The organism is Bacillus cereus group sp. BfR-BA-01350 (assembly GCF_022663775.1).
Taxonomy (GTDB): domain Bacteria; phylum Bacillota; class Bacilli; order Bacillales; family Bacillaceae_G; genus Bacillus_A; species Bacillus_A paranthracis.
On sequence record NZ_JAKUGD010000001.1, the window covers coordinates 711,166 to 732,051 of the forward strand.

Here is a 20,886-nt window from a genome sequence, read left to right on the forward strand (position 1 = left end):
AATATTTTTCAGAGGGTTTTCATCTTAGTATGCTTCTAAAAACTCAGTAACTTGCTCTTCAGTTTTTGCATTAGCACTATGTAAGTGGCCTAGTTTCTCGCCATTTTGATATACAAGTAAACTTGGAATACCCATTACTTGATACTCTTCAGCGATATTTGGGAACTCATCTTTATTAATAGAATACCATTCAAACTTATTGAACTCTTCCATTACATCTCCGATAAAGTTGTCCATACGTACACAATCTGGACACCATGTAGTAAAGAACTTAACAACTACTGGCTCCTCGCTTGCGATGATGTCTTTGAATTCCTGTTCAGATTTGATTTCTTTCATGTTAGTTTCTCCTTTTTCACTATCAATATTTTTGGTTATTTAGTTGGTGTATTTGCTGTGAAAGGAAAACTTATAACGAGAACCTTTCTTTTCGAAAAATTCGTTAGCAAATTGATCCACCGCAGTTTCTTGAAGTCCTGGTACATATGAGTAGATATCCAGTGTGATTCTACTTTTTATGTCCTAGTCTTATATGCACCTTAAATCCTAGTAACGAATATTAGGAACCTCACTTTTCTTTATAAGCTTTTTCGTGAGCTGTGTCAAACTTCTGAAATTGTAAGGCTACTATTTATTAGTAAGGTAAATTGTATGCATGATAGCCATTGCTATAAAGTTCTTTTCCCCATATATTTTTATGAGGTGTTGTGAGAGAAGAGATTAAGTGGTGTTAGCGGAGTTCCAGCAACAATTACACCTAAATAAAGTAATGCAGGTAAAAGAAGCAAGGCTAACAAGAAGGGAAATTGCGGCACTGTATAGAGTGAAAGAAAAACATGATATGGAGCGAGAAAGGAATCGTAAGAACATGTTAGGAAGTATTTAGCGGTAGAAGTCAGGGGGAATGTAGATGTGATAGAAAGACAGTATTACATTATTTTTTCAAAGGGGGTAACTAGGATGTTGAAATGGGTAAAGAAATTAATTTTTTAAAATGCCCACCCTGCATTGTTTGTGAGAAACAAGAAGGTGAGCTTTAATTAAACGAAATGAATGTAGTTTGTGAAAAATGTTCCTAAATTACGCATGAACAAGACATATAAAGAGATTCCTAAACCCTTTATATCTTATTCCATAAATAACAAAGCTGGTGAGCTTCTGATTCAAGAGCTATTACATGATCATTATTAATAGAGTTATTCGTATACATTTTGTTCTTTTGGATATTAAGGACCGTATAATTCACATTGTTATGTTCATTCGAAAATGTTGATTCGTTTAATAATGTTAATGTTGAGTTGATGTTATATTTATCAATTCGCTCTTTTTTTCCTTTGAAAAACAGTTTAATAAGATGTGGCTCATCATTAATGAGCAAACCAAGTTCAGGTGATGAGCGGACGATTAAATTATGTGATAACCAATGTGATTTACCTGGATCAAACCAAGAGACGTCTTTGTTTTTAATAAATTTTTTATACTGCTTTATAACATCAATGTAGTTTTGCTTTTTCTTCTGGTCAACAGTCTGTACTAATGTCTCAAAACAGTCAAAAGCTAGTTTGTTTTTATGGAATTTAATAACAGTTTCTCGTAATTGTTTCCAGTAATCAAAAACCGGGTGATATTCAGGTTGAGATTTAAGATTCTTTACAAAATTTGTTTTAGCTGCACTACTTTTCAGTGTAAAGTCTAAAAATTGTGTAAGTCCCACTTTAATTTCCGCCATGTTACACCCCCTTTCCGAACATTACTAATTCGATAGTGGAAAGGGAAATCCTGCATTTTTAAGGAGGTGAACGAGATGCTAGATGATGAAGAGTTGACGGAACAAGAACGGCTCTTTTGTTTGTATTATGTGAAATACTTTAAAGAGAAACAAGCTGTACGGAAAGTTAGGTATGTAAAGAGAAGCACGCATAGTACGAGTAGTCGATTACTTAGAAGAGAACGTATAGCATTTCAGGTCAGAGAGCTTAAAGCAAAAATGGTTGAAACTATATTTGGGGAAGTAATGAGTGGGTTAAATGAGTAAATCAAGATTGCTTTTACTAATACGAAAAAAGGTCCTGTTGTTTCCAACAGGACCTTTCCTAAAATGGCAAAGAGTAACTCTTACCTTACTCTTCTCGTATATAATACATGAAAAAGATAGATGTGTATACAACAAGAAATTCCAATATAATTATTCGAATATAGTGTTTAAAAATAAAAGGGTGGAATTTTAAATAAGGAATTAAATTACAAACGCTGATTTATCAGGTGATACAAATGAATTTCTATCAAATTGTAGTTAATAAAGTGATATTGAGATAATAAGATATGTAATTTTGCATACCGGATTGTAAAAGCGAACAAGGGTATAAATGATCTAAATAATACGGAAGTTGAGGGAGAGTAATACTAAAATTTCATTTGTTTTTTACTGTAATAAATTCATTTGAATAGAAGTGAAAAATAGAGGTTTGCCTTAGTCATTTATGAAAGTCAAGAATATTTATAACCATAGGAGTAAATACACAGGTCCGATTTTTGTAATGATGGAGGGAATTGATGTGGACATAACTCAAAGCATGGCAAGAATAGTAGTTAATGGGAAAGATCTTCCGTTTCGTTTAGTTAGTACTTCTGTATGGAATCAAGGGCCTGTAAATGATTTAATTGTTTCAACAAACGAAAGAGTCGAGGATTTTTATCAATTTATGTGGTCGCAAGTACCAGTAATGCTTGCGATGTATTTTCTTCAAGGGGCAGACTTAATGAGGTTTGCTAGAATTACTGGGATTAATCAAAATGTAACGGGAGAATATATTTATCATTTCTCTTGGGGATAAAATGAATGTAAAGTAGCGTAACAGCTGCTTTTTTAATTTGTAAAGGAATTTAATGAGGTTAAGAAAATAAGATTAGAGCGTGATATAGATAATTTGTGACTGTTTTTAAACTCATAAATATAATTAGTTGCTTCTTTTAACACAAGGGAGCGATTGATAGACTAGCTTAAAAAATAAGATTGTAACTATCTTTTAAAATAATAAATGGTAATTTTTATTTTTTTTGGATGAACTATTTTTATATAAAAATCATATAATATGTTGTGGGACAAGCAAACAGCTTATAAACTATTGAATACTCAATGAGATTACCTTTTGTATATCTTCGTATTTACTGATCCAGATGTTCTTTTTTATCGAACAAAACGCCCATTATGATAGGAGGTTAATAATGGGGATGACATTAGAGGAATTAGAAAAGTGTTATATTAAAGCCTTAATTGAGGGAGCAGAGTACGTAGCTGTTCAGATTGAAATAGATGGATTTCATAGTGAGGAAATAATTATTAACGACAAATATAATATAGATTCTGAATTAAAGTATTATAAGAAAACATACAATGAAAATTTAGAACATAGATGGACCCCAGGGATTCGTATTATAGGTTTTGCATATGGCTATTCGTTCTCAGAAATTCTACATGAATTAGGGTTGCTAGTGAAGTAATGATAAAACAAATCGCAATTATTGTACGTGATGCCGTGATTTTAATGGCGTCTTTTTTTGTTGTGAAGGAAAGGTAAAAATAAAAAAGAGGGCTTAAGCCCTCTTTTTATAAATGCCTAACTTTTATGCACAGATTGGAATTCCTAATGCTATTAAAGTCAATGCTACTTGAAGAGAAAGTTCTAATCTAGCAATTTCGATTCCAGCAACTGATACCACTAAAAGAGGTTGTCCATTAACAAACAAAACACAACTTTCCATATTTACACCTCCCTTCTAGTAATCTACTACAATATATGAATTAAATTTAAATAACGTTATAGTTAAATTAATGAATTTTATAAAATTGATAAATTAATCTATCATATAAAATGAATTTTTATTGGTCTAACAACTGCTTCTTTATCACCTTATATAAAGGGTATGAATATATTAGTAGTATATAAAAGCATAGGAGTGATAGATATGTTTTTTGCAAAGCTACGTGGTAGAAATGAAGTTCCACCAGTAGAAACAGACGCTCGAGGGGAGGCTTTCTTTAAATTAAGCCAGGACGAGCTTAGCCTAAAATTTAAGTTGGATTTATTTGATATAGAGGATGTAGTAGTTGCCCATCTGCATATTGGAGCAAAAGGAACTAATGGTCCTGTTGTAGCTTTTTTATTTGGACCTATAACAAATCCGGTTTCAATAGAGTGTGCAACGCTTACGGGAATAATTACTCAAGAAGATTTGGTTGGGCCGTTAGCGGGTCAAACATTAGCTACTCTTGTAAATGAAATCATATCTGGAAACATTTATATTAATGTTCATACAGTACAACATCCTAATGGTGAAATTCGTGGACAATTGAATTATTGCTAAGAAATTATAGTAGTGAAAAATAAAGCATCCGTTTAGGGTGCTTTTATTTTGTGGAGGATGTATAGATAGATAAATTACCTTTAATAATCTTAAAAATTCATTTGTATAGTTTTGAAGGTAATCGAATGGAATTAGAAATAGTGAATTTTTTACCTTTTTAGTTTGTAAAATAATTATCGAAAACTTGTAAATGAAATGCCCCTCCGAAAATTAAATTAGTATTAGGAGATAAACTTTGTAAATGAAATATGAAAGTGTAAGAGAGAATAGAAATTTTTAAACCTAACCAAAGCTAATAGACTAACTTTCAGCACCCACTGAAATAAAGAATCATAACATAATTTGTAATAACTTATATGAAAGTGAGCTGAAAAAAATGTTTTATTCGTATTTTTATTCTCAAGCGGGTATGCGACCAGCATATGGTACATCAATAACGTTTAGCGGAGCACAAAGTACAGTTCAAGCTGTTCAACAAGCGTTACAAATGCAACAACAAATGCAAATGCAACAACAAGGTATCCAGCCGTATTATTCATCTATGGAGTATTTTTATCCAGTGCATCAAATCACACCGTATGGAAGTTCTTTTCTTACGATTCCATATGGAACTGTCTTCAATCTATAAGCTGAAAATTTTATGAATAGGAGCAGGTATCCCAAACCGATTATTAACCTAACCATTACCAATTGGATATATACGGGTAACCCAGCTCCCACCTACCTTTATCACAGATGCCGAATTTTGAGGTATCCGCAAATAGCGGAAGGTGAGTGTATATGTAAGCGTCAAATAGTTCCATCTACAATTTGTAAATAGCTGATGAGATAATCTTTGTACATACTCTACAAGTTGTTTTTTGGTAAGAAAATATCGTCGATCGAAGAAAGAATGAGAATTATCTTATCATGACAAATGATGGATAGTGGCACTATATGAAAAGATACATGAACATTTACTAACGCGAACCAGGACGAGAGGTAGCAACGAAATCCTATCTGTGGTTATATCGTACAGGAAGATTGTCCTATGACTATCAATTTACAAGAGCAGGAGAACATCCGGATCGTTTTTCCCCATTTTGAAGTATATTTATAGCCATAACATCTTATGTTTTGTTTATAATTGTAAATAGTTATTGAAATGTATAAATATTTTTTATGAATAAAAAGGAAAAATAATGCAACTTTTTAATTTGTTTATTCGTGTTATATATGAAAGGAGGAGGGGGATGGAGATTGAAGAAATATATAAAGTTTATATAAACGATGTGTACCGGTATTTATTTTCCCTTTCTCGTAGCCATCATGTAGCGGAGGACTTGATGCAGGAGACTTTTTATCGGGCGTTTCTTTATCTAGAAGACTATGAAAACCAAAAGGTGAAATCATGGCTTTTTAAAGTGGCATATCATACCTTTATTGATTTTGTTAGGAAAGAGAAAAAAGTAGCTTTTGTAGGAACGGAGGAATTAGAAACAATTCAAGCAGGTGAATCTACAGAAGAGTATGTAGTCGCAAAAAATAGTTATGAAAAATTAATTCAGATTATTCATACTTTACCAGTGGTAGAGGCGCAAGCTATTTTATTATGTGACGTACATCAATTAACGTACGAAGAGGGTGCTTCTGTATTAGATTTAAAGTTAAACACGTATAAAAGTCACATATTTCGCGGGAGAAAGAGATTAAAAGAATTGTTAAAGGAGGAAAAGAGTCAAAATGACAAATGATAAACCTCATTCTGAACAAGATGATTATAAAGAATTGTTACAAGAAGCTCTTCATCAAAGGCCGGATGCACTTTCTAATGGAAAACAGGAGCAAGTGATGAAAATAGGGAAAAAAAGAGCGCGTATTACGAATGTTTTAATTGTATTTACTTTTTTATTACTTATTCAACCTATATTATATATATCTACTCTCGCATACTATGGATTTGCACCTACAAACGCAATGGAGATACGGAATGTAGTAAATCAAACATTAAGTGTAACAGAACCAAATGTATTTTTGAAAGATAGGGACATGGAGCAAACATTGTTACCGCTTAGTTTACAATTGCATTTTGATTTGTATAAAAGGGTAGGGAAGAAAGATATTCGAATAGGGGAAGAGAAAACAGATTATATATTTAGTAGAGCAACGAAAGTTAGCCGTGAATATACAACAGATGAAAAAATTCCGGAAGTCCTATATATAGATAACGAGGTATTGTCTTATCCTAATAATTATAATTCATCCTATAATAGTAGTGAAGAAGCGCAAGTATTAAAGGGTCTTCCGCAAGAATCTGTTGTAGAAGCATTTATATCTTTTAGAGAATTGTTGAGTGTACAAGAGGTAACGAATATGTTTCCCACTATTGATATCGTCTGGTATGCCGTTAATACAGGGTTAGAGGAGAAGCAAACGAATGACGAGGGTATGTATGTTGCTCCGATTGGCTTTCCAGCAGATATGATTTCAAGACCAAGTGGTGCTTTTGTGAGTGATTCACCTCATGAGGAACAATTTATTGATGTGTTAAAGTCATTACAGAAGCATGAAAATTTAGCAGTGAAGCTATCTAGAGCGAAAGTATTAGAGTTGTCAAAGCGTATTTCTTTCCTTGAAAAAAATGGGGTAAAAACATATGGGGCAGTTGTAACAGGACCTAAAGCAGAAGTTGAAAAATTAATGAGCCACGAAAAAGTTAGAAAATTGAAAGTAGGTGAAGCGAGGTTATGGAATTGGCATTCTTAAAAAAAAGAAAGAATCATATTTATAAACAGGAAACGTGGATGGGGACTATTTCATTAATTATTGCCTTTCTGGCGTTATTATATTTGAACATTATATTGCTTATACAAGAAACGTTTATAGGTAAAGGTTTTCTGCAAATAGTTGGTATTGGATTGGTATGCTCAGTCATAGGAATGATCACAAAAAGAAAAAGTCGGAAATATGCATTGTGGGCATGTAGTTTATATCTTTTTATGCTATTGTTTTCTATATTTGGATTTATGTTAGGTTGGATGATAAGCTTTGGACCATAAAAATGTGTGAAAGAACGAATGTAAGTTCGTTCTTTTTTATGCATAAAAAGTAAAATAGAAAGGAAAGGGATTTATCAAATTTGAATAGAGATTACTATACTACTAGGTTGTTGTGTTATTGAAATGTCTTCCGCTTACGTGTATATAAATAGGCGACAAGTACAGGGGGGAAACAATAGTTCGTCCAAACATTGTGAATCTCTTTTACATAATATGGAGTAATAAGCATGAAAGGGGAACGAGTATGTCTTGCTATTACTACTGTAAGTATTGTAAAGAATATAAAAAGAAACAGCATAACTGTTGTAAGAACAATAGTAAGTGTAATGACAACAAGGATAGTCTTGTTAGGGCATCAGCATTTAGAGCTAGAAATACGGTGAATCAACCTGTTCCTGCTAATACTTTTGTAAAAGTATTGTTCCAAAATGAACAATTTGATTTAGCGAATGAGTATAATCCAGAAACATCTATTTTTATACCGAAGACTAAAGGAGTATATTCTTTTATTGGAACGATTGGTTTCTTTCCTAACGATCCAAGTTTAAATTATAGAGCACGGGTAGAAATTCGTGTGAATGGCAATGCAGCAATAGCTATAGATAATGACTTTTTTGGTCCAATAGGTTTTGGAAATGTAGTAAGTGTTTCGACGATTATTCAATTGCATGAAGGAGATCAAGTTGAGGTTTATGCACAAAGTAGTATAGACGGAGTTTTAAGTACTTCGGAAGACGGCTCACATTTTGAAGCAGCAAGATTCCCTTCTCCAATTAAATAACGAAGAGAATAAAATACTTTTCAGTAGGTCTAGTTAATCCCCTGTACCGAATGGTGGGGGATTATTATTGTTTATTTAAAATATACAAGTGAATCGATTAAATATAGTTTGTTTCATGAAAATTTCACATGCTAAAGATGTAATGATGAAAGGTAAATTTTAAAAATTATTTTTTACAGTTTTGATGTCGAAAGGGCTATCTTATTTTAAGTATTAGATCTTCTGCAGGTAATAAAAAGAGTAAGTAACAAGGTTTTAAAAGTTCTTTGGCGTTACATTTGCTAGTTGCCTAACGGTATAAAAAGACATCTTAATTTATGTCCGTATAATTAAAGGCTTTTTCATTACTATATAGAAATTACATATTTAACATCGGTTTGTGCAGGTATTACTATTGTATGGAAAGGAATAACATGAAGGCAAGTACACTATATAAAAATAAAATAAATCCTAAGATGAGTAGTATGGGATGCAACTTGAACATATTTGACCTCCTTGAGTATATAAAGAATTTTAATACATCTTTGGTGAATTTAGAAGGAAAATATATTAGATAAATGGTGCTTGAATGGATACACGAATTTAATAGAGTAGTGAATGTCTAATAAATAAAGAAGTATTATGGGGGACACCTTGACTAGATTATTTATAAAGGGCAGGCCGATTTACCCGACGTGAAATATAAAAGTGATCAGATTTATATGTACAGAATAAGGGATAAATAAAAAAGAGCATACATAAAAAGTACGCTCTAAAGAAAGATAGGTTTTATGAGTGGATAATCTCCATACGATAATATATGCTCGGCTAATAAAAACGTGTAAAAAATCAATAAATTATCAATGGAATATCATGAAATGAGTAATTTTAGTCTATTTATAAAGTTGTGTATTTAACCAAATTGTAAGGATTTTGTATAGAATAGATTAACAACTGGATAATGATCGTACTTCAGTTTCATATTTCGTATAGTTTGGATATTGTGTAATAGTTTGACATTTAGGTGTGGAAAGTTGATTAATTATAGAAACATTTGTAATGACCTCGTTACAAGGACCGAAAAATGTAACTTTTAATTTTGAATTTGGTGGAACTTTGAAAACAATAGGTTTTTTCTCCATGAAATCAGCTCCTATGATGCAGTATTGTATACTGCGTTTTTTGTTTAGATTATAAAGGCATATTAGTATAATATGAATCTTTAGTTGATAATGATATAAAGTTCACTACTATGCAGAGCCTGAATGTATAAATTATTAAGGGAATATTAATGAATCAAAATTTTTACATGTGTGGGCAGAGCGAAAAATGCGGTACATATTGGATAAAATAATTGGATACTAGAAGAGCATTTAACTACATGTGTTATGAATACGTAAAGAGTCCCTTTACTGATACATAGTTTATTCAAATGAAATGAATTACATCTAGAAAACACATTGTATACACAACAACACTGTATAGTTATTCTTATATAATAATAAAAGTGAGGTATTTTGAATTGAAAAAGAAAAAGCTATTTTTAGGAACAATTATTTCATGCGTAGTACTGGCATTATCCGCATGTGGTTCCTCAGACAACGTAGTAACATCAAAAGTAGGAAATGTTACAGAGAAAGAGTTAAGTAAAGAATTAAGACAAAAATATGGGGAAAGTACTTTATACCAAATGGTGTTAAGTAAGGCGTTGCTCGATAAATATAAAGTTTCAGATGAGGAAGCAAAAAAGAAAGTAGAAGAAGCAAAAGATAAAATGGGTGAGAACTTTAAAGCGACTTTAGAACAACTTGGATTGAAAAATGAAGATGAATTAAAAGAAAAAATGAAGCCAGAAATTGCATTTGAGAAAGCGATTAAAGCGACTGTTACAGAAAAAGATGTAAAAGATAACTATAAACCAGAAATGAAGGTAAGTCACATTTTAGTAAAAGATGAAAAGACTGCTAAAGAAGTGAAAGAGAAAGTAAGTAATGGTGAAGACTTTGCGGCTTTAGCGAAGCAATACTCAGAGGATACTGGTTCAAAAGAACAGGGCGGGGAAATCACTGGTTTTGCTCCAGGGCAAACGGTAAAAGAATTTGAGGAAGCTGCATATAAATTAGATGCAGGACAAGTAAGTGAACCAGTAAAAACAACTTACGGTTACCATATTATTAAAGTGACAGATAAAAAAGAATTAAAGCCATTTGATGAAGTAAAAGATTCAATTCGTAAAGATATAGAACAGCAAAGACTACAAGACACGACAGGTAAATGGAAACAACAAGTAGTCAATGAATTATTGAAAGATGCTGATATTAAGGTGAATGATAAAGAGTTTAAAAATACATTTGAATTTCTAGAAAAGAAATAATGACTGTAATTAGAAAAGGGAACCTTTAAAGGTTCCCTTTTCTAGTTAGTGTGTGAGTTATAAATAGATAGTAAGACAATACAATATTACATATAAATATTAAGAATTACAATGGAAATTTATGTAATTGTTTTGAAGTAGGTTAATCATCACTTCATAGAATGTTGATATTATAATATTTTGTTTCATCTCATTAAATATAAAACGAATTAATTAATTTTAGCCCATTATTTGTAGACAGTAAGATTTGCGTAGGCTAATTATTAGTCAGGAATGAACAAAGCTTGAGTGGATTAAAGTTTCACTTTATAGAAGTGGATAAACATAATTTGCAGAATGAAACATACAATAAGATTGAAATATATTGACGTTAAATGAAGTGAAAAGCAGAGCATTCTATTAAGATGGATGTTCTTTTTCGTATGAAATTTTAAGGTGAAGAATGAATTATTGGATAGATAAATAAATGATGTAGGGGGAGAAAATGTGAAAGTAATTTTTCAAAGAGAAGACGGAGGGAAAATTTTTGAATCGTATGATGAAGATATAAATAACCTATTAGCTATTTTAAAAGAAACGAAAGGGATTAAGATCGGGATGGTTGAATATGAGGTATTAAAATACGAATTAGAGTATTTTCGAAACCCGAAAAAAGCAGTAACAGAGAGGGAGTTACATATAATAGTACAACCAAAATATATTTAGTAATTAGAGTGAATTATTAATGAATAGTTTTATGTAGTATGTACGAAAAGAGAGTGTTTAAATTGCTCTCTTTTCATAGAAATTCATAAGGAACGAATGGAGGTCCATTATAAATCCCTTAAATTTTGTGAGTTCGTTCTTTATAATATATGCTTTCATTTATAGATGGTTAATAAACTCGAAAAAATTAAAACTGTTTAGTTGATCTTTTCACCTCCCATTTAATAGGAAGTGAAAAGATCATTTGATGAAGAAAAAATAAATCTCTTCTCAAAAGAACGTAAGTTCGTGTATAATTAGAACGAATGTTCTTGTAAATGTAGATAGTATAAGATTTAGAAATAAAGTGAAACTGTAATTAGCGGGTGTTTACGGGAAGTTGATCTTCGACTTACTTTCCTTGTATGTCTTGAATTTTGAGGTGGGAGATTTCTTACCTGTTCATGCGGGGGAAATATGAGCCGAGCAATTATTAAAGAATAATCGAAGCGCAATATGTTTGAAATAGAATGGATAAATAATCGAGGAGATAGAGAAATGAATGATGTAAAGATGCAAAGAGCAAAAAGAGAATGGGTTCCATTTACAGTAATGTCGGAACAGTTATTAAGTATGCGAAAGGTTATTGGGGAGAAATTTAAAGTGCAAAAACCATTTTTAACAAAAGAAGCAAAAGAGGGAATTTCAGATAAATTATTAATGTCATTATTGTCTGAGAAAGAAATATTGGTGACATATTTTGAAGATGGATACATACTCACAAGCTACATGACAGTTGTACATATAAATCCGCTAAAGCACATTGTAATGTGTACTGACGCGTTTTATAAAACTTACGTATTTAATACCACGAATATTATTGAAATAGCGTAAAGTAAGCTATGTTAGATGTGAAACAGAAAAAATGAAACGGAAAAGCAGCTAGCTTCATACTAGCTGCTAAGCCCCAGGGAAAGGGAGAAAAAGATAGGGTACTCCAAAAATCAACAATAGCTGTCTAACAGCCTGATTATAGTATGGACAAATTAAAAATTCTTAAACAGAACGATGAAAAAATAGGGTTAAGCTGTACCGACTTGGTTTTGATCCGCAAGGTCAGAATCAAACGTATTAGTCGCACTCACACCATTAAAAGTATTAACAACAAAACCAACGTTGGAAGCACCAGATCCATTATAAGCCTTCGTGTTTTCTTTTGGAGAAACGTTATAGAAATCACCTAAATTAAATGAACCGTTACTATTTTGTACAACTAAATTCCCTACAACTGAGGGCATAGTTCTCACCCACTTTACAATCATTTGTTAACACTACTATATGGTCTTATAGTCCAAATGGTTCATCTAAAGAAAATTGCGGAATAATAAAACGTTTGAAGTGTAGCTTAATCCCATAATAAAAGTGTGTTAAACTGAATGTAAGGTTACGTAATTAAAAATGGAAATTGTATAATTGTCATATATGAAAACAAAGGAGGCAAAATGTAATGAATAAAGTTATAAGAAAAGTAGATTTAACAGATGCAAAGTCAAGTAATCTTGTTGCACTTATTTATAGCAATGAAGTTATATTGGTGGAAGAAGCATTTTGTCCAAAGGAAATAAAATTAAAGTTTAATGAAATTGCAATTTTATCGGCTATTAAAACAGCGCATATAATGAAAGTATCCATTAGAAAAGAGCTTGACGCGTTTTTTCATGACACGGGTGTTTTATTGGTGAAGCATAGTGCTGAGTATGGAAACAGTCAATCTATCACTATGCATTTTGAACAATTTAAAAAGTTACAACATGAGATTGAGTATTTAAGTAAAAGTATGTAATAAGGCAAGAGGAAGATTCTTGCATAGAGGTGAACAGTTCTATGTTGAAAAAATGGTTTAAAAATTTTTTAGACGAATCTCACTGTAAACATAAATATAGTTTTATTAAGATGCAGGATAATGAAGATTTCAAAAGTGGTAAGCTAGGTGTAGCTTATGTGTATAGGTGTGAGAAGTGCGGGAAAGAGAAGTTGAAATTTAAAAGCAATAACGAAATAAATAATGATTTTTTTGATATATAGGAAAGAGTAACTGTTATGGGTTACTCTTTTTTGTATTTTTAACACATTATAGAATGCACAAAATTACATATAGAAAATAAATATGAGTTAAAGGATGCCATTTATGTATTTCGAAAGCACTAGAAAATTTCTAAATAGGTGATAAGAATGAATCCAAATGGTTTAAAAGTGACAGGAGCATGGTTTCAGTAGGAGGGAATCTTACAGCGGCAATTGGATTAACTATAATAGAGAAAGAAAAAAGATTAGAAAAAATAATCATATGAAATTGTTCATGGAAAGATGGTATGTAAAATTTCAATTTTACATAAGTAGAAAAGTTGAAGTGGTAGGTTTTTTTGCATTGAAATAGAATATATAATGGTAGAACAGTTATTAATGGGTAATAAAAATATCGGAAATGTAAAAGTCACTGGTTTTTATAGTGTATGGAGAGAGAAAAATACAAAACAAGGAGTTTTCAAGAGATGATGTATTTGTTGGCAATTCTTCTACCACCTGTAGCCGTATTATTTTGCGGAAAACCATTTCAAGCAGTAATTAATTTCATATTAACATTAATATTTTGGGTTCCAGGTGTTATTCATGCGATATTAGTTGTACATGATAAAAAAGCAGATCGGCGTTTAAAAAAACAAATTCAAGCATATGATGAAATAAATAAAAAGAACAGAAGATAGCCGAGTTGTGAAATGATTTAAAAAAGAAAGGGGGACTACCTCCTTTCTTTTTTCATTCTAGTTAAGTTTAAATTTTAATGTAGCGGTAAGAATTTTTAATATAAGTATTGTGATAATTCGTTTTGGAGTGTGCGTTTAATAAACCGGTGTAAATGTTTTCAGGAACGTTAAAGAAATCATACAGTCCATGCTTTAATTGAATGCGTAAAATCATAGAAAAAGGATTATAGCCAACAGCAACTATAGTTTTTGAAATCACGGGAGATAGTTCCATTATTACGCAACTCCTCACTTTTCATTTTTAATCATTTCTTATAGATGTTGAGGTTGTGGTGTTGAAGTCTTTATAATTAAAGAGGTATTATACTTATATGCAATATATTAAATGTTCGTTATACGTAATTATAAGGAAGTTCACACGAAGTACATATCGTTGTGCTATTTTTATTTCACCTTTGATTTATAAATAAGAAAATATTGACCATTTGAAAAAAAGGTATATTATTTATACGAGGTATTAAAATTTCACTTTTTATATTCTATGCTTAAAGGGGCAGCATTATTAGAAAAATAGAAGTGAAAATACTTAGTATAAGAAGTATTCTAAAATTTATAATCTGTGAATTAGGAAAATATTGAATGCTCCAGGTCAATATACTTTCTTAATTTAATTCATTTTAGAAAGTGACCTCAATATTTTTAAGTAAATCAACGGGAGAATTGAAAGGCAGGAGAAAGTAACATGTCAGAAAATTATCGTTCTCGAGAGGAGCGACGACAAGTTAAAAAGAAAAAACAACCAGCTTCTAAAACACAAAAACCAAAAGGTAAAACATCATTCTTTCGCAAGTTTTTAATTACTTGTTTATTACTTGGTATTGTTGGTTTAGTGGGGGGAGTTGCTACCTTTTTCGTAATGATTAAGGATGCACCAAAACTTGAGAAAGCAAAACTTGTTAATCCGTTATCCTCAAAAATTTATGATAAAAATGGCGATTTGGTATATGAATACGGGAAAGAAAAACGGACGAATGTTACGTATGATCAAATTCCTAAATTAGTAGAAAATGCATTTTTAGCAACAGAAGATGCACGTTTTTACGAGCATAGTGGAGTAGACTTTAAAGGTACTGCTCGTGCTGTTTTGGTGAGTCTTAAAGGCGATTACGGTTCACAAGGTGGAAGTACGATAACACAGCAGGTTATTAAAAATTACTTCTTATCGATGGAAAAAACATCAAAACGTAAGGTTCAGGAAATATATTTAGCGTATAAGCTAGAACAACAATATTCAAAACATGAAATTTTAGAAATGTATTTAAATAAAATTAATTTAGGTAATCGTTCATATGGTATCGCAACAGCAGCACAAAACTACTACGGTAAAGAATTAAAAGATTTAACTTTACCAGAAGTTGCGATGCTTGCAGGTTTACCAAAAGCACCGAATAACTATGATCCGACGAAAACAGAAAATATTGAAAGAGCAACAGAAAGAAGAAATGTTGTACTAAAATTAATGAATCGACATGGTTATATTACGAAGGCAGAAATGGAAGAAGCTTCGAAAGTTAAAGTAACAGATGGACTTAAGACTGCAACTGTACAAGCAATGCCATATCCTGCATTTATGGATGCGGTTGTGAAAGAAGTTGAAAAAGAATTGCCAGATGCTAATATTGGTTCTGACGGTTTAGAAATTTATACAACATTAGACACGAAAGCACAGGATTTTGCTGATAAGATTTTAAATGAAAATATTATTAATTATCCAAATGATAAATTCCAAGGTGCTTTCACATTTATGGATACGAAAACAGGTGAGATTCGTGCTATAGGTAGTGGGCGCGGTGAAAATAAAGCCGTATTTAAAGGGCATAATATGGCCATTGAATTAGATCGTGCAGCTGGTTCGACGATGAAGCCAATCTTTGATTACGGTCCTGCAATTGAATACTTAAAATGGGCTACGTATCATCAAATTGATGATTCTCCATTTAAATATTCAACTGGACAAGAACTTCGAAATGCAGACAGAAGTCATTTAGGTCCAATTACTATGCGTGAGGCGTTAAAAATGTCACGTAACGTTCCAGCAGTTAAAACTGCAAAAGAAGTAGGACTTAATAAATCAAAGGAATTCTCTGAGAAATTAGGTATTACATTTAATAAAGCGCCAGCAGAATCTACAGCTATTGGTACAAACGAAGTATCACCAACTGAAATAGCGGGTGCTTATGCGACATTTGGTAATGGTGGAAAGTATGCAAAACCGCATTTTGTTAAGAAAGTAGTTTATCCAGACGGTAAGTCACAAAGTTTCGGGCAAAAACCAAAACAAGTTATAGCTGACTCTACAGCATATATGATTACTGATATGCTTCGTTCAGTAGTGACATCAGGTACTGGTACAGCAGCAAATATAAGTTCTTTAGATGTAGCTGGAAAAACAGGTACAACAAACTATGATTCAAAACAATTAGCGAAATTTAACATTCCGGAAAGTGCAACTCGTGATAGTTGGTTTGCAGGTTATACGCCGCAATATACGATGGCAGTATGGACTGGGTATATGAAAGATGGTAAAGACGAGTATATTAGTAGTAAAAATACGAAAATTGCACAGTTGATCTTTAAAGCAATGATGAGCGAGATGGCTACAGATAAATCAAGATTTAAAATGCCAAGTAGTGTAATTCAAGAAGGTAGTGAGCTGCGTATAAAAGGTGAAAAACGTGATTCTTCTCCAAATACGAGCGTACCGGATACAACGGAAAAACCAAAACAAGATCAACAGCAAAAAACTGAAGAAGAGAAAAAGCAAGAAGAATTAAAGAAACAGGAAGAACTGAAAAAACAAGAAGAACAAAAGCAACAAGAGGAACTTAAGAAGCAAGAAGAACAAAAGAAACTAGAAGAGCAAAAGAAACAAGAAGAAGAAAAGAAACAAAATGAACAAAATAATGGAGGAGGCCAAGGGAATACGACACCTCCAGCAAATAATGGAGGAGGCCAAGGGAATACGACACCTCCAGCAAATAATGGAGGAGGCCAAGGGAATACGACACCTCCAGCAAATAACGGAGGAGGCCAAGGAAATACGACACCTCCAGCAAATAACGGTGGAGGTCAAGGAAATACGACACCTCCAGCAAATAATGGAGGAGGCCAAGGAAATACAACTCCACCAGCGACCACACAACCAGAAACTGGCGGTAATGCAGGAGAGGCCCCTGCTAATAATGGACAATAAGAAAATTTTATAAAAAATATTAAAAAGCACTTAAGATTTGTAAAAATTATAATCTTAAGTGCTGTTTTCTTTTAAATGCAGTAGCTATGAGGCAATGTATTTTAAATATTAAAAGTACCATAGAAATTTTGAAAATAAATTGAAGGAAAATGATAAAAAACTTGAGATTGAGGTAACGGAGGATAACTGTGGCTTTGAAAGGTGGTACTACTTGGATGTGCGCCATGATGCCAAAATGAGGGGGTAATTTGACCGGGAATTTGATAGTGTTGCCAAGTTGCGGGAAGTTCAATACCGACATCGGAACTAGCTGTATGAACGGCGGGAACGTGTATCCCAGGAGTCGAAGGAACTACGGCAGTTACTCTTGATGATACCCACATAAAAATATTCACTCCTAAGTTGCAATAATAAAGTAGTATATTCTTTTCACACATATAAAGGTACAAATAAATGGGACTTTAGGCTAAAACATACGTATAAAGTTGTAAGACCAATTTAAAATGATGATGGACCATTTATTATAAAAAGATACGTCTATTTACGGAGGGAAAAGGAACGAAGAAACTGTAAAATGGAGGTGTTAATTGCAATAACTTACGTGTTTATGGAGGAATATGAATGGAACGATTATGGACGAAATCATTTATTCAAATGACTTTCGCAATGTTATTTTTATTTACAGCATTTTATTTACTTGTTCCAACGCTCCCACTCTTTATTAAAGAGATAGGTGGCAATGAATCACAAGTTGGACTCATGATGGGAATGTTTACAATAGCGGCAGTTGTAATACGACCGATTATTGGAGGGATGTTGGATCAATATGGTAGAAGATCCTTTATTATTTTCGGACTCATCTTTTTTGGGTTAACGATGTACTCTTATCATTTAGCGACGACTATTGTCCTTTTAGCTGTTTTACGTGTTATTCACGGAATAACATGGGCTGTTTCTACAACAGCTGTTGGAACAGCGATAACTGATATTATTCCAGATTCTCGACGTGGTGAAGGTATGGGGTGGTATGGGATGGCTATGACGATTGCAATGGCAATCGGTCCAATGATTGGATTATCGGTTGTACAAAATTATTCATTTCACGGCCTATTCTTGTTAGCAACTCTTTTATCCTTTATGGCAGTCCTATTATCGTTAATGGCGAAAATGCCATTCACACCACAAAAAGAAAAAGGGAAAATGCAACTGTTTGAAAAATCTGTTCTATCCATTACGATAGTTGTATTCTTTTTATCATTTGCATATGGAGGGATTACGACGTTTTTACCGCTATTTGCATCGTCAATTGATGTGAATCCGGGGACATTCTTTCTTGTATATGCAATTGCTTTAACAATCGTAAGGCCAATTTCAGGAAAACTATTAGATAAGTATGGAGAAGTATTTATCATACTTCCGGCACTATGCATTACTGTTATTGCAATAGTCGTGCTAACGATTTCGAATAATTTAATAGGTGTAGTTATCGCAGCTACATTATATGGTGTTGGATTCGGTTCAGCACAGCCAGCATTACAAGCGGCGATGCTTACAATTGTTGATCCGAGTAAAAGAGGAGTTGCTAATGCTTCATTCTTTACAGCATTTGATTTAGGGATTGGACTTGGTGCAATTTTACTTGGAGTTGTTTCACAAATGTTTGGTTACCGTATTTTATTTGCTGGTAGTGCAATTTCAGGATTAATTGCTTTCATTATTTTTGTCGTTTTTGTAAAACAGCGATTAGGTAAAAAAGAATTTGCGTAAACGGGAGGAACAAAGATGAAGATTTCAATTGATCATAAAGCTTTACAATGGTTTCAAGAAGAATTACGTATAAAACATGGTGAGTCTATACGGTTTAATGTAAGATACGGCGGAGATAGCTCCATTCAGCCTGGTTATTCTTTAGGGATTGTTGCAGAGAAACCAGATGGGGAAATCGTGTCAGTTGAGAAGGAAGGTATTATATTTTTTGTAGATGTTGATGATCTTTGGTACTTTCAAAATTATGATTTAGTTGTAGGTTATCATGAGGAAATAGAAGAAATTCAATTTAATTACGTAAAATAATAACTTTATTAAAAATAAATAAATTTTATATGGAAATTATATTTAGAGAATAGTGAAATAAATATAATGCAAAAAACGGGCTGTATATGAATACAGCTCGTTTTTTTATTTAGTAAAAGAAATTGTAAAGTAGGTATATATTTAACTGGGTTATATGAATTAACTTTATATTTTGTTTTAAAGATAAACAAGGAGAAGTCTGTCCTTTCTTTATAAAATATGAAAATTATTTTTAAAAAATTGTATTGTTACATCGGTAAAAGTGTAGGAAACTTATCATTATAAAATAAATTGAAATCTTCTAAAAACTCTGATACATTGAAATAGAAATGTAGTTTCACAGTATTGTAAAGGCTTACAGTTATGTGCACGAAGATCTATTAGGATTGGAGGAAATAATGATGAAAGCTGAAGAAAAATTTTCCCCGGGATTAGATGGTATAGTGGCAGCGGAGACGAAAATCTCGTTTCTTGACACAGTGAAAGGTGAAATTGTAATTCAAGGGTATGATTTAATCGAACTCTCAAAAACAAAAGAGTATTTAGACATTGTGCACCTTTTATTGGAAGAACATCTACCGAATGAGGATGAAAAAGCAACGCTTGAAAAGAAATTAAAAGAAGAATACGCGGTACCAGAAGGTGTATTTAACGTACTGAAGGCATTACCGAAAGAAACGCACCCCATGGATGGATTGCGTACAGGTGTGTCCGCATTAGCTGGTTACGATAATGATATTGAAAACCGCTCGTTAGAAGTAAACAAAAGCCGCGGATACAAATTATTGAGTAAAGTACCAAACATAGTAGCGAATAGCTATCATATTTTAAATAATGAAGAGCCAATTGAGCCACTTAAGGAATTATCATATAGCGCGAATTTCTTCTATATGTTAACAGGTAAAAAACCAACTGAACTTGAGGAGAAGATCTTTGATCGTTCCCTTGTTTTATATAGTGAACATGAAATGCCAAACTCTACATTTACAGCGCGCGTTATTGCATCTACGCAATCCGACTTATATGGTGCTTTAACAGGTGCGGTTGCATCTTTAAAAGGTAGCTTACATGGCGGTGCGAACGAAGCGGTTATGTACATGCTTTTAGAAGCTGGTAATGTTGAAAAGTTTGAAGAGTTATTACAGAAGAAACTATATAACAAAGAAAAAATTATGGGCTTTGGACACCGCGTATATATGAAGAAGATGGATCCAAGAGCTTTAATGATGAAGGAAGCTTTAAAGCAGTTATGTGATGTAAAAGGTGATTATACACTATATGAAATGTGTGAAGCTGGAGAAAAGATTATGGAGAAGGAAAAAGGAATTTATCCAAACCTTGATTATTACGCAGCTCCAGTATATTGGATGCTTGGTATTCCAATTCAACTGTACACACCAATCTTCTTTAGCTCTAGAACAGTAGGACTATGTGCGCACGTTATTGAGCAACATGCGAACAATCGTTTGTTCCGTCCACGTGTAAATTATATTGGCGAGCGACATGTGCTTAGTACTTAGTAAATAAGAACAACTGGGGAGTTGTTAGCACCGCCCGCCAGATGGGTGTTTGAC

The 20,886-nt window shown here is 32.6% G+C and carries 27 protein-coding genes and 1 pseudogene; 20 read left to right on the forward strand and 8 right to left on the reverse strand.

The features are described from left to right. Positions 1–24: 24 nt before the first annotated feature. Positions 25–366, reverse strand: coding sequence for a thioredoxin family protein (locus MR147_RS03590; RefSeq protein WP_255256062.1), 342 nt, complete (start codon positions 364–366; stop codon positions 25–27). A 12-nt stretch (positions 367–378) separates the two neighbouring features. Further along, positions 379–615: pseudogene (locus MR147_RS03595) on the reverse strand (hypothetical protein); the annotation flags it as partial. Positions 616–727: 112 nt separating this feature from the next. Here MR147_RS03595 and MR147_RS03600 point away from each other — a divergent pair. Continuing rightward, positions 728–886, forward strand: a complete 159-nt coding sequence (locus tag MR147_RS03600) for a hypothetical protein (RefSeq protein WP_242303659.1) — start codon at positions 728–730, stop codon at positions 884–886. A 234-nt stretch (positions 887–1,120) separates the two neighbouring features. On the opposite strand, the gene MR147_RS03605 is transcribed toward MR147_RS03600, so the two are convergent. After that, the gene (locus MR147_RS03605) at positions 1,121–1,729 is read right to left on the reverse strand and encodes a hypothetical protein (RefSeq protein WP_000807973.1); all 609 of its coding nucleotides are present in this window, start codon (positions 1,727–1,729) and stop codon (positions 1,121–1,123) included. A gap of 75 nt (positions 1,730–1,804) precedes the next feature. Here MR147_RS03605 and MR147_RS03610 point away from each other — a divergent pair, with 75 nt between their 5' ends. The 3 genes from MR147_RS03610 to MR147_RS03620 all read left to right on the forward strand — a co-directional run bounded on the left by MR147_RS03610 (position 1,805) and on the right by MR147_RS03620 (position 3,501). Further along, positions 1,805–2,035, forward strand: a complete 231-nt coding sequence (locus MR147_RS03610; protein WP_074610396.1) for a terminase small subunit — start codon at positions 1,805–1,807, stop codon at positions 2,033–2,035. A gap of 445 nt (positions 2,036–2,480) precedes the next feature. Continuing rightward, on the forward strand, positions 2,481–2,834 hold the full coding sequence (locus tag MR147_RS03615; RefSeq protein WP_033670822.1) for a hypothetical protein: 354 nt from the start codon (positions 2,481–2,483) through the stop codon (positions 2,832–2,834). A gap of 391 nt (positions 2,835–3,225) precedes the next feature. Continuing rightward, positions 3,226–3,501: a hypothetical protein gene (locus MR147_RS03620; RefSeq protein WP_080493769.1), complete on the forward strand. Its 276-nt coding sequence runs from the start codon at positions 3,226–3,228 to the stop codon at positions 3,499–3,501. A 123-nt stretch (positions 3,502–3,624) separates the two neighbouring features. On the opposite strand, the gene MR147_RS03625 is transcribed toward MR147_RS03620, so the two are convergent. Further along, positions 3,625–3,762, reverse strand: coding sequence for a DUF3956 family protein (locus MR147_RS03625; RefSeq protein WP_000443219.1), 138 nt, complete (start codon positions 3,760–3,762; stop codon positions 3,625–3,627). A gap of 204 nt (positions 3,763–3,966) precedes the next feature. Here MR147_RS03625 and MR147_RS03630 point away from each other — a divergent pair, with 204 nt between their 5' ends. The 6 genes from MR147_RS03630 (at position 3,967) to MR147_RS03660 (ending at position 8,184) form a co-directional block, all read left to right on the forward strand. Further along, positions 3,967–4,365: a CHRD domain-containing protein gene (locus MR147_RS03630; RefSeq protein ID WP_000464534.1), complete on the forward strand. Its 399-nt coding sequence runs from the start codon at positions 3,967–3,969 to the stop codon at positions 4,363–4,365. Positions 4,366–4,741: 376 nt separating this feature from the next. Then, the gene (locus MR147_RS03635; protein ID WP_000500111.1) at positions 4,742–4,993 is read left to right on the forward strand and encodes a DUF3947 family protein; all 252 of its coding nucleotides are present in this window, start codon (positions 4,742–4,744) and stop codon (positions 4,991–4,993) included. Positions 4,994–5,597: 604 nt separating this feature from the next. Beyond that, positions 5,598–6,098, forward strand: a complete 501-nt coding sequence (locus MR147_RS03645; protein WP_000401919.1) for a sigma-70 family RNA polymerase sigma factor — start codon at positions 5,598–5,600, stop codon at positions 6,096–6,098. Then, a complete protein-coding gene (locus MR147_RS03650) occupies positions 6,088–7,110 on the forward strand; it encodes an anti-sigma factor (protein ID WP_074610399.1) in 1,023 nt (340 codons plus the stop codon). The genes MR147_RS03645 and MR147_RS03650 overlap by 11 nt, the downstream gene beginning before the upstream one ends. After that, complete coding sequence (locus tag MR147_RS03655; RefSeq protein WP_000417668.1) at positions 7,092–7,403, forward strand: hypothetical protein; 312 nt, start codon at positions 7,092–7,094, stop codon at positions 7,401–7,403. Before MR147_RS03650 ends, MR147_RS03655 begins: the two co-directional genes overlap by 19 nt. A 244-nt stretch (positions 7,404–7,647) precedes the next feature. Continuing rightward, positions 7,648–8,184, forward strand: a complete 537-nt coding sequence (locus tag MR147_RS03660) for a C1q-like domain-containing protein (RefSeq protein ID WP_025991667.1) — start codon at positions 7,648–7,650, stop codon at positions 8,182–8,184. A 926-nt stretch (positions 8,185–9,110) separates the two neighbouring features. Here the strand turns inward: MR147_RS03660 and MR147_RS03665 are convergent. Next, entirely contained in the window at positions 9,111–9,305 is a 195-nt protein-coding gene (locus tag MR147_RS03665) for a hypothetical protein (protein WP_000412568.1), read from the reverse strand. Positions 9,306–9,685: 380 nt separating this feature from the next. On the opposite strand from MR147_RS03665, the gene MR147_RS03670 reads away from it, so the two are divergent. The 3 genes from MR147_RS03670 (at position 9,686) to MR147_RS03680 (ending at position 12,115) form a co-directional block, all read left to right on the forward strand. Further along, on the forward strand, positions 9,686–10,537 hold the full coding sequence (locus tag MR147_RS03670; protein ID WP_074610401.1) for a peptidylprolyl isomerase PrsA: 852 nt from the start codon (positions 9,686–9,688) through the stop codon (positions 10,535–10,537). A gap of 486 nt (positions 10,538–11,023) precedes the next feature. After that, positions 11,024–11,242, forward strand: a complete 219-nt coding sequence (locus MR147_RS03675) for a hypothetical protein (RefSeq protein ID WP_000864286.1) — start codon at positions 11,024–11,026, stop codon at positions 11,240–11,242. A 537-nt stretch (positions 11,243–11,779) separates the two neighbouring features. Further along, positions 11,780–12,115, forward strand: a complete 336-nt coding sequence (locus MR147_RS03680) for a YolD-like family protein (RefSeq protein WP_074610404.1) — start codon at positions 11,780–11,782, stop codon at positions 12,113–12,115. Between the two features lie 188 nt (positions 12,116–12,303). Here the strand turns inward: MR147_RS03680 and gerPF are convergent, their stop codons facing one another. Continuing rightward, positions 12,304–12,519, reverse strand: coding sequence for a spore germination protein GerPF (gerPF, locus tag MR147_RS03685; RefSeq protein WP_001141565.1), 216 nt, complete (start codon positions 12,517–12,519; stop codon positions 12,304–12,306). 209 nt (positions 12,520–12,728) lie between these two features. On the opposite strand from gerPF, the gene MR147_RS03690 reads away from it, so the two are divergent. From MR147_RS03690 to MR147_RS03700, 3 genes are all read left to right on the forward strand, one after another. After that, the gene (locus MR147_RS03690; RefSeq protein ID WP_242303660.1) at positions 12,729–13,064 is read left to right on the forward strand and encodes a hypothetical protein; all 336 of its coding nucleotides are present in this window, start codon (positions 12,729–12,731) and stop codon (positions 13,062–13,064) included. 41 nt (positions 13,065–13,105) lie between these two features. Continuing rightward, on the forward strand, positions 13,106–13,306 hold the full coding sequence (locus MR147_RS03695; RefSeq protein ID WP_074610405.1) for a hypothetical protein: 201 nt from the start codon (positions 13,106–13,108) through the stop codon (positions 13,304–13,306). 467 nt (positions 13,307–13,773) lie between these two features. After that, positions 13,774–13,986 carry a YqaE/Pmp3 family membrane protein gene (locus MR147_RS03700; RefSeq protein ID WP_000990231.1) on the forward strand — a complete coding sequence of 71 codons (213 nt, stop codon included), beginning with the start codon at positions 13,774–13,776 and terminating at the stop codon, positions 13,984–13,986. Between the two features lie 67 nt (positions 13,987–14,053). On the opposite strand, the gene MR147_RS03705 is transcribed toward MR147_RS03700, so the two are convergent. After that, positions 14,054–14,260 carry a KTSC domain-containing protein gene (locus tag MR147_RS03705; protein WP_074610407.1) on the reverse strand — a complete coding sequence of 69 codons (207 nt, stop codon included), beginning with the start codon at positions 14,258–14,260 and terminating at the stop codon, positions 14,054–14,056. Between the two features lie 468 nt (positions 14,261–14,728). Between MR147_RS03705 and MR147_RS03710 the strand changes: the two genes are divergently transcribed. After that, positions 14,729–17,239, forward strand: a complete 2,511-nt coding sequence (locus MR147_RS03710) for a PBP1A family penicillin-binding protein (RefSeq protein ID WP_074610409.1) — start codon at positions 14,729–14,731, stop codon at positions 17,237–17,239. Positions 17,240–17,340: 101 nt separating this feature from the next. Here the strand turns inward: MR147_RS03710 and MR147_RS03715 are convergent, their stop codons facing one another. Next, entirely contained in the window at positions 17,341–17,622 is a 282-nt protein-coding gene (locus MR147_RS03715) for a hypothetical protein (RefSeq protein ID WP_074610412.1), read from the reverse strand. A gap of 238 nt (positions 17,623–17,860) precedes the next feature. Between MR147_RS03715 and MR147_RS03720 the strand changes: the two genes are divergently transcribed. The 3 genes from MR147_RS03720 to mmgD all read left to right on the forward strand — a co-directional run bounded on the left by MR147_RS03720 (position 17,861) and on the right by mmgD (position 20,832). Then, positions 17,861–19,006 (forward strand): MFS transporter, encoded by a 1,146-nt coding sequence (locus MR147_RS03720; protein ID WP_074610415.1) that lies wholly within the window; start codon positions 17,861–17,863, stop codon positions 19,004–19,006. A 15-nt stretch (positions 19,007–19,021) separates the two neighbouring features. Continuing rightward, positions 19,022–19,312: a HesB/YadR/YfhF family protein gene (locus MR147_RS03725; protein ID WP_074610417.1), complete on the forward strand. Its 291-nt coding sequence runs from the start codon at positions 19,022–19,024 to the stop codon at positions 19,310–19,312. 398 nt (positions 19,313–19,710) lie between these two features. Beyond that, positions 19,711–20,832, forward strand: a complete 1,122-nt coding sequence (gene mmgD, locus MR147_RS03730) for a citrate synthase (RefSeq protein ID WP_074610418.1) — start codon at positions 19,711–19,713, stop codon at positions 20,830–20,832. Positions 20,833–20,886: the final 54 nt, after the last annotated feature.

Bases quoted from the DNA above. Each gene is read 5' to 3' on its own strand.
- MR147_RS03625 (WP_000443219.1), bottom strand. From the start codon at position 3,762: ATGGAAAGTTGTGTTTTGTTTGTTAATGGACAACCTCTTTTAGTGGTA.
- MR147_RS03620 (WP_080493769.1), top strand. From the start codon at position 3,226: ATGGGGATGACATTAGAGGAATTAGAAAAGTGTTATATTAAAGCCTTA.
- MR147_RS03605 (WP_000807973.1), bottom strand. From the start codon at position 1,729: ATGGCGGAAATTAAAGTGGGACTTACACAATTTTTAGACTTTACACTG.
- MR147_RS03690 (WP_242303660.1), top strand. From the start codon at position 12,729: ATGAATAAAGTTATAAGAAAAGTAGATTTAACAGATGCAAAGTCAAGT.
- MR147_RS03655 (WP_000417668.1), top strand. From the start codon at position 7,092: ATGGAATTGGCATTCTTAAAAAAAAGAAAGAATCATATTTATAAACAG.
- MR147_RS03725 (WP_074610417.1), top strand. From the start codon at position 19,022: ATGAAGATTTCAATTGATCATAAAGCTTTACAATGGTTTCAAGAAGAA.
- MR147_RS03665 (WP_000412568.1), bottom strand. From the start codon at position 9,305: ATGGAGAAAAAACCTATTGTTTTCAAAGTTCCACCAAATTCAAAATTA.
- MR147_RS03645 (WP_000401919.1), top strand. From the start codon at position 5,598: ATGGAGATTGAAGAAATATATAAAGTTTATATAAACGATGTGTACCGG.
- MR147_RS03710 (WP_074610409.1), top strand. From the start codon at position 14,729: ATGTCAGAAAATTATCGTTCTCGAGAGGAGCGACGACAAGTTAAAAAG.
- MR147_RS03635 (WP_000500111.1), top strand. From the start codon at position 4,742: ATGTTTTATTCGTATTTTTATTCTCAAGCGGGTATGCGACCAGCATAT.
- MR147_RS03700 (WP_000990231.1), top strand. From the start codon at position 13,774: ATGATGTATTTGTTGGCAATTCTTCTACCACCTGTAGCCGTATTATTT.
- MR147_RS03660 (WP_025991667.1), top strand. From the start codon at position 7,648: ATGTCTTGCTATTACTACTGTAAGTATTGTAAAGAATATAAAAAGAAA.
- MR147_RS03695 (WP_074610405.1), top strand. From the start codon at position 13,106: ATGTTGAAAAAATGGTTTAAAAATTTTTTAGACGAATCTCACTGTAAA.
- MR147_RS03615 (WP_033670822.1), top strand. From the start codon at position 2,481: ATGAAAGTCAAGAATATTTATAACCATAGGAGTAAATACACAGGTCCG.
- MR147_RS03715 (WP_074610412.1), bottom strand. From the start codon at position 17,622: ATGTGGGTATCATCAAGAGTAACTGCCGTAGTTCCTTCGACTCCTGGG.
- MR147_RS03630 (WP_000464534.1), top strand. From the start codon at position 3,967: ATGTTTTTTGCAAAGCTACGTGGTAGAAATGAAGTTCCACCAGTAGAA.
- MR147_RS03705 (WP_074610407.1), bottom strand. From the start codon at position 14,260: ATGGAACTATCTCCCGTGATTTCAAAAACTATAGTTGCTGTTGGCTAT.
- MR147_RS03650 (WP_074610399.1), top strand. From the start codon at position 6,088: ATGACAAATGATAAACCTCATTCTGAACAAGATGATTATAAAGAATTG.
- mmgD (WP_074610418.1), top strand. From the start codon at position 19,711: ATGATGAAAGCTGAAGAAAAATTTTCCCCGGGATTAGATGGTATAGTG.
- MR147_RS03720 (WP_074610415.1), top strand. From the start codon at position 17,861: ATGGAACGATTATGGACGAAATCATTTATTCAAATGACTTTCGCAATG.
- MR147_RS03610 (WP_074610396.1), top strand. From the start codon at position 1,805: ATGCTAGATGATGAAGAGTTGACGGAACAAGAACGGCTCTTTTGTTTG.
- MR147_RS03680 (WP_074610404.1), top strand. From the start codon at position 11,780: ATGAATGATGTAAAGATGCAAAGAGCAAAAAGAGAATGGGTTCCATTT.
- gerPF (WP_001141565.1), bottom strand. From the start codon at position 12,519: ATGCCCTCAGTTGTAGGGAATTTAGTTGTACAAAATAGTAACGGTTCA.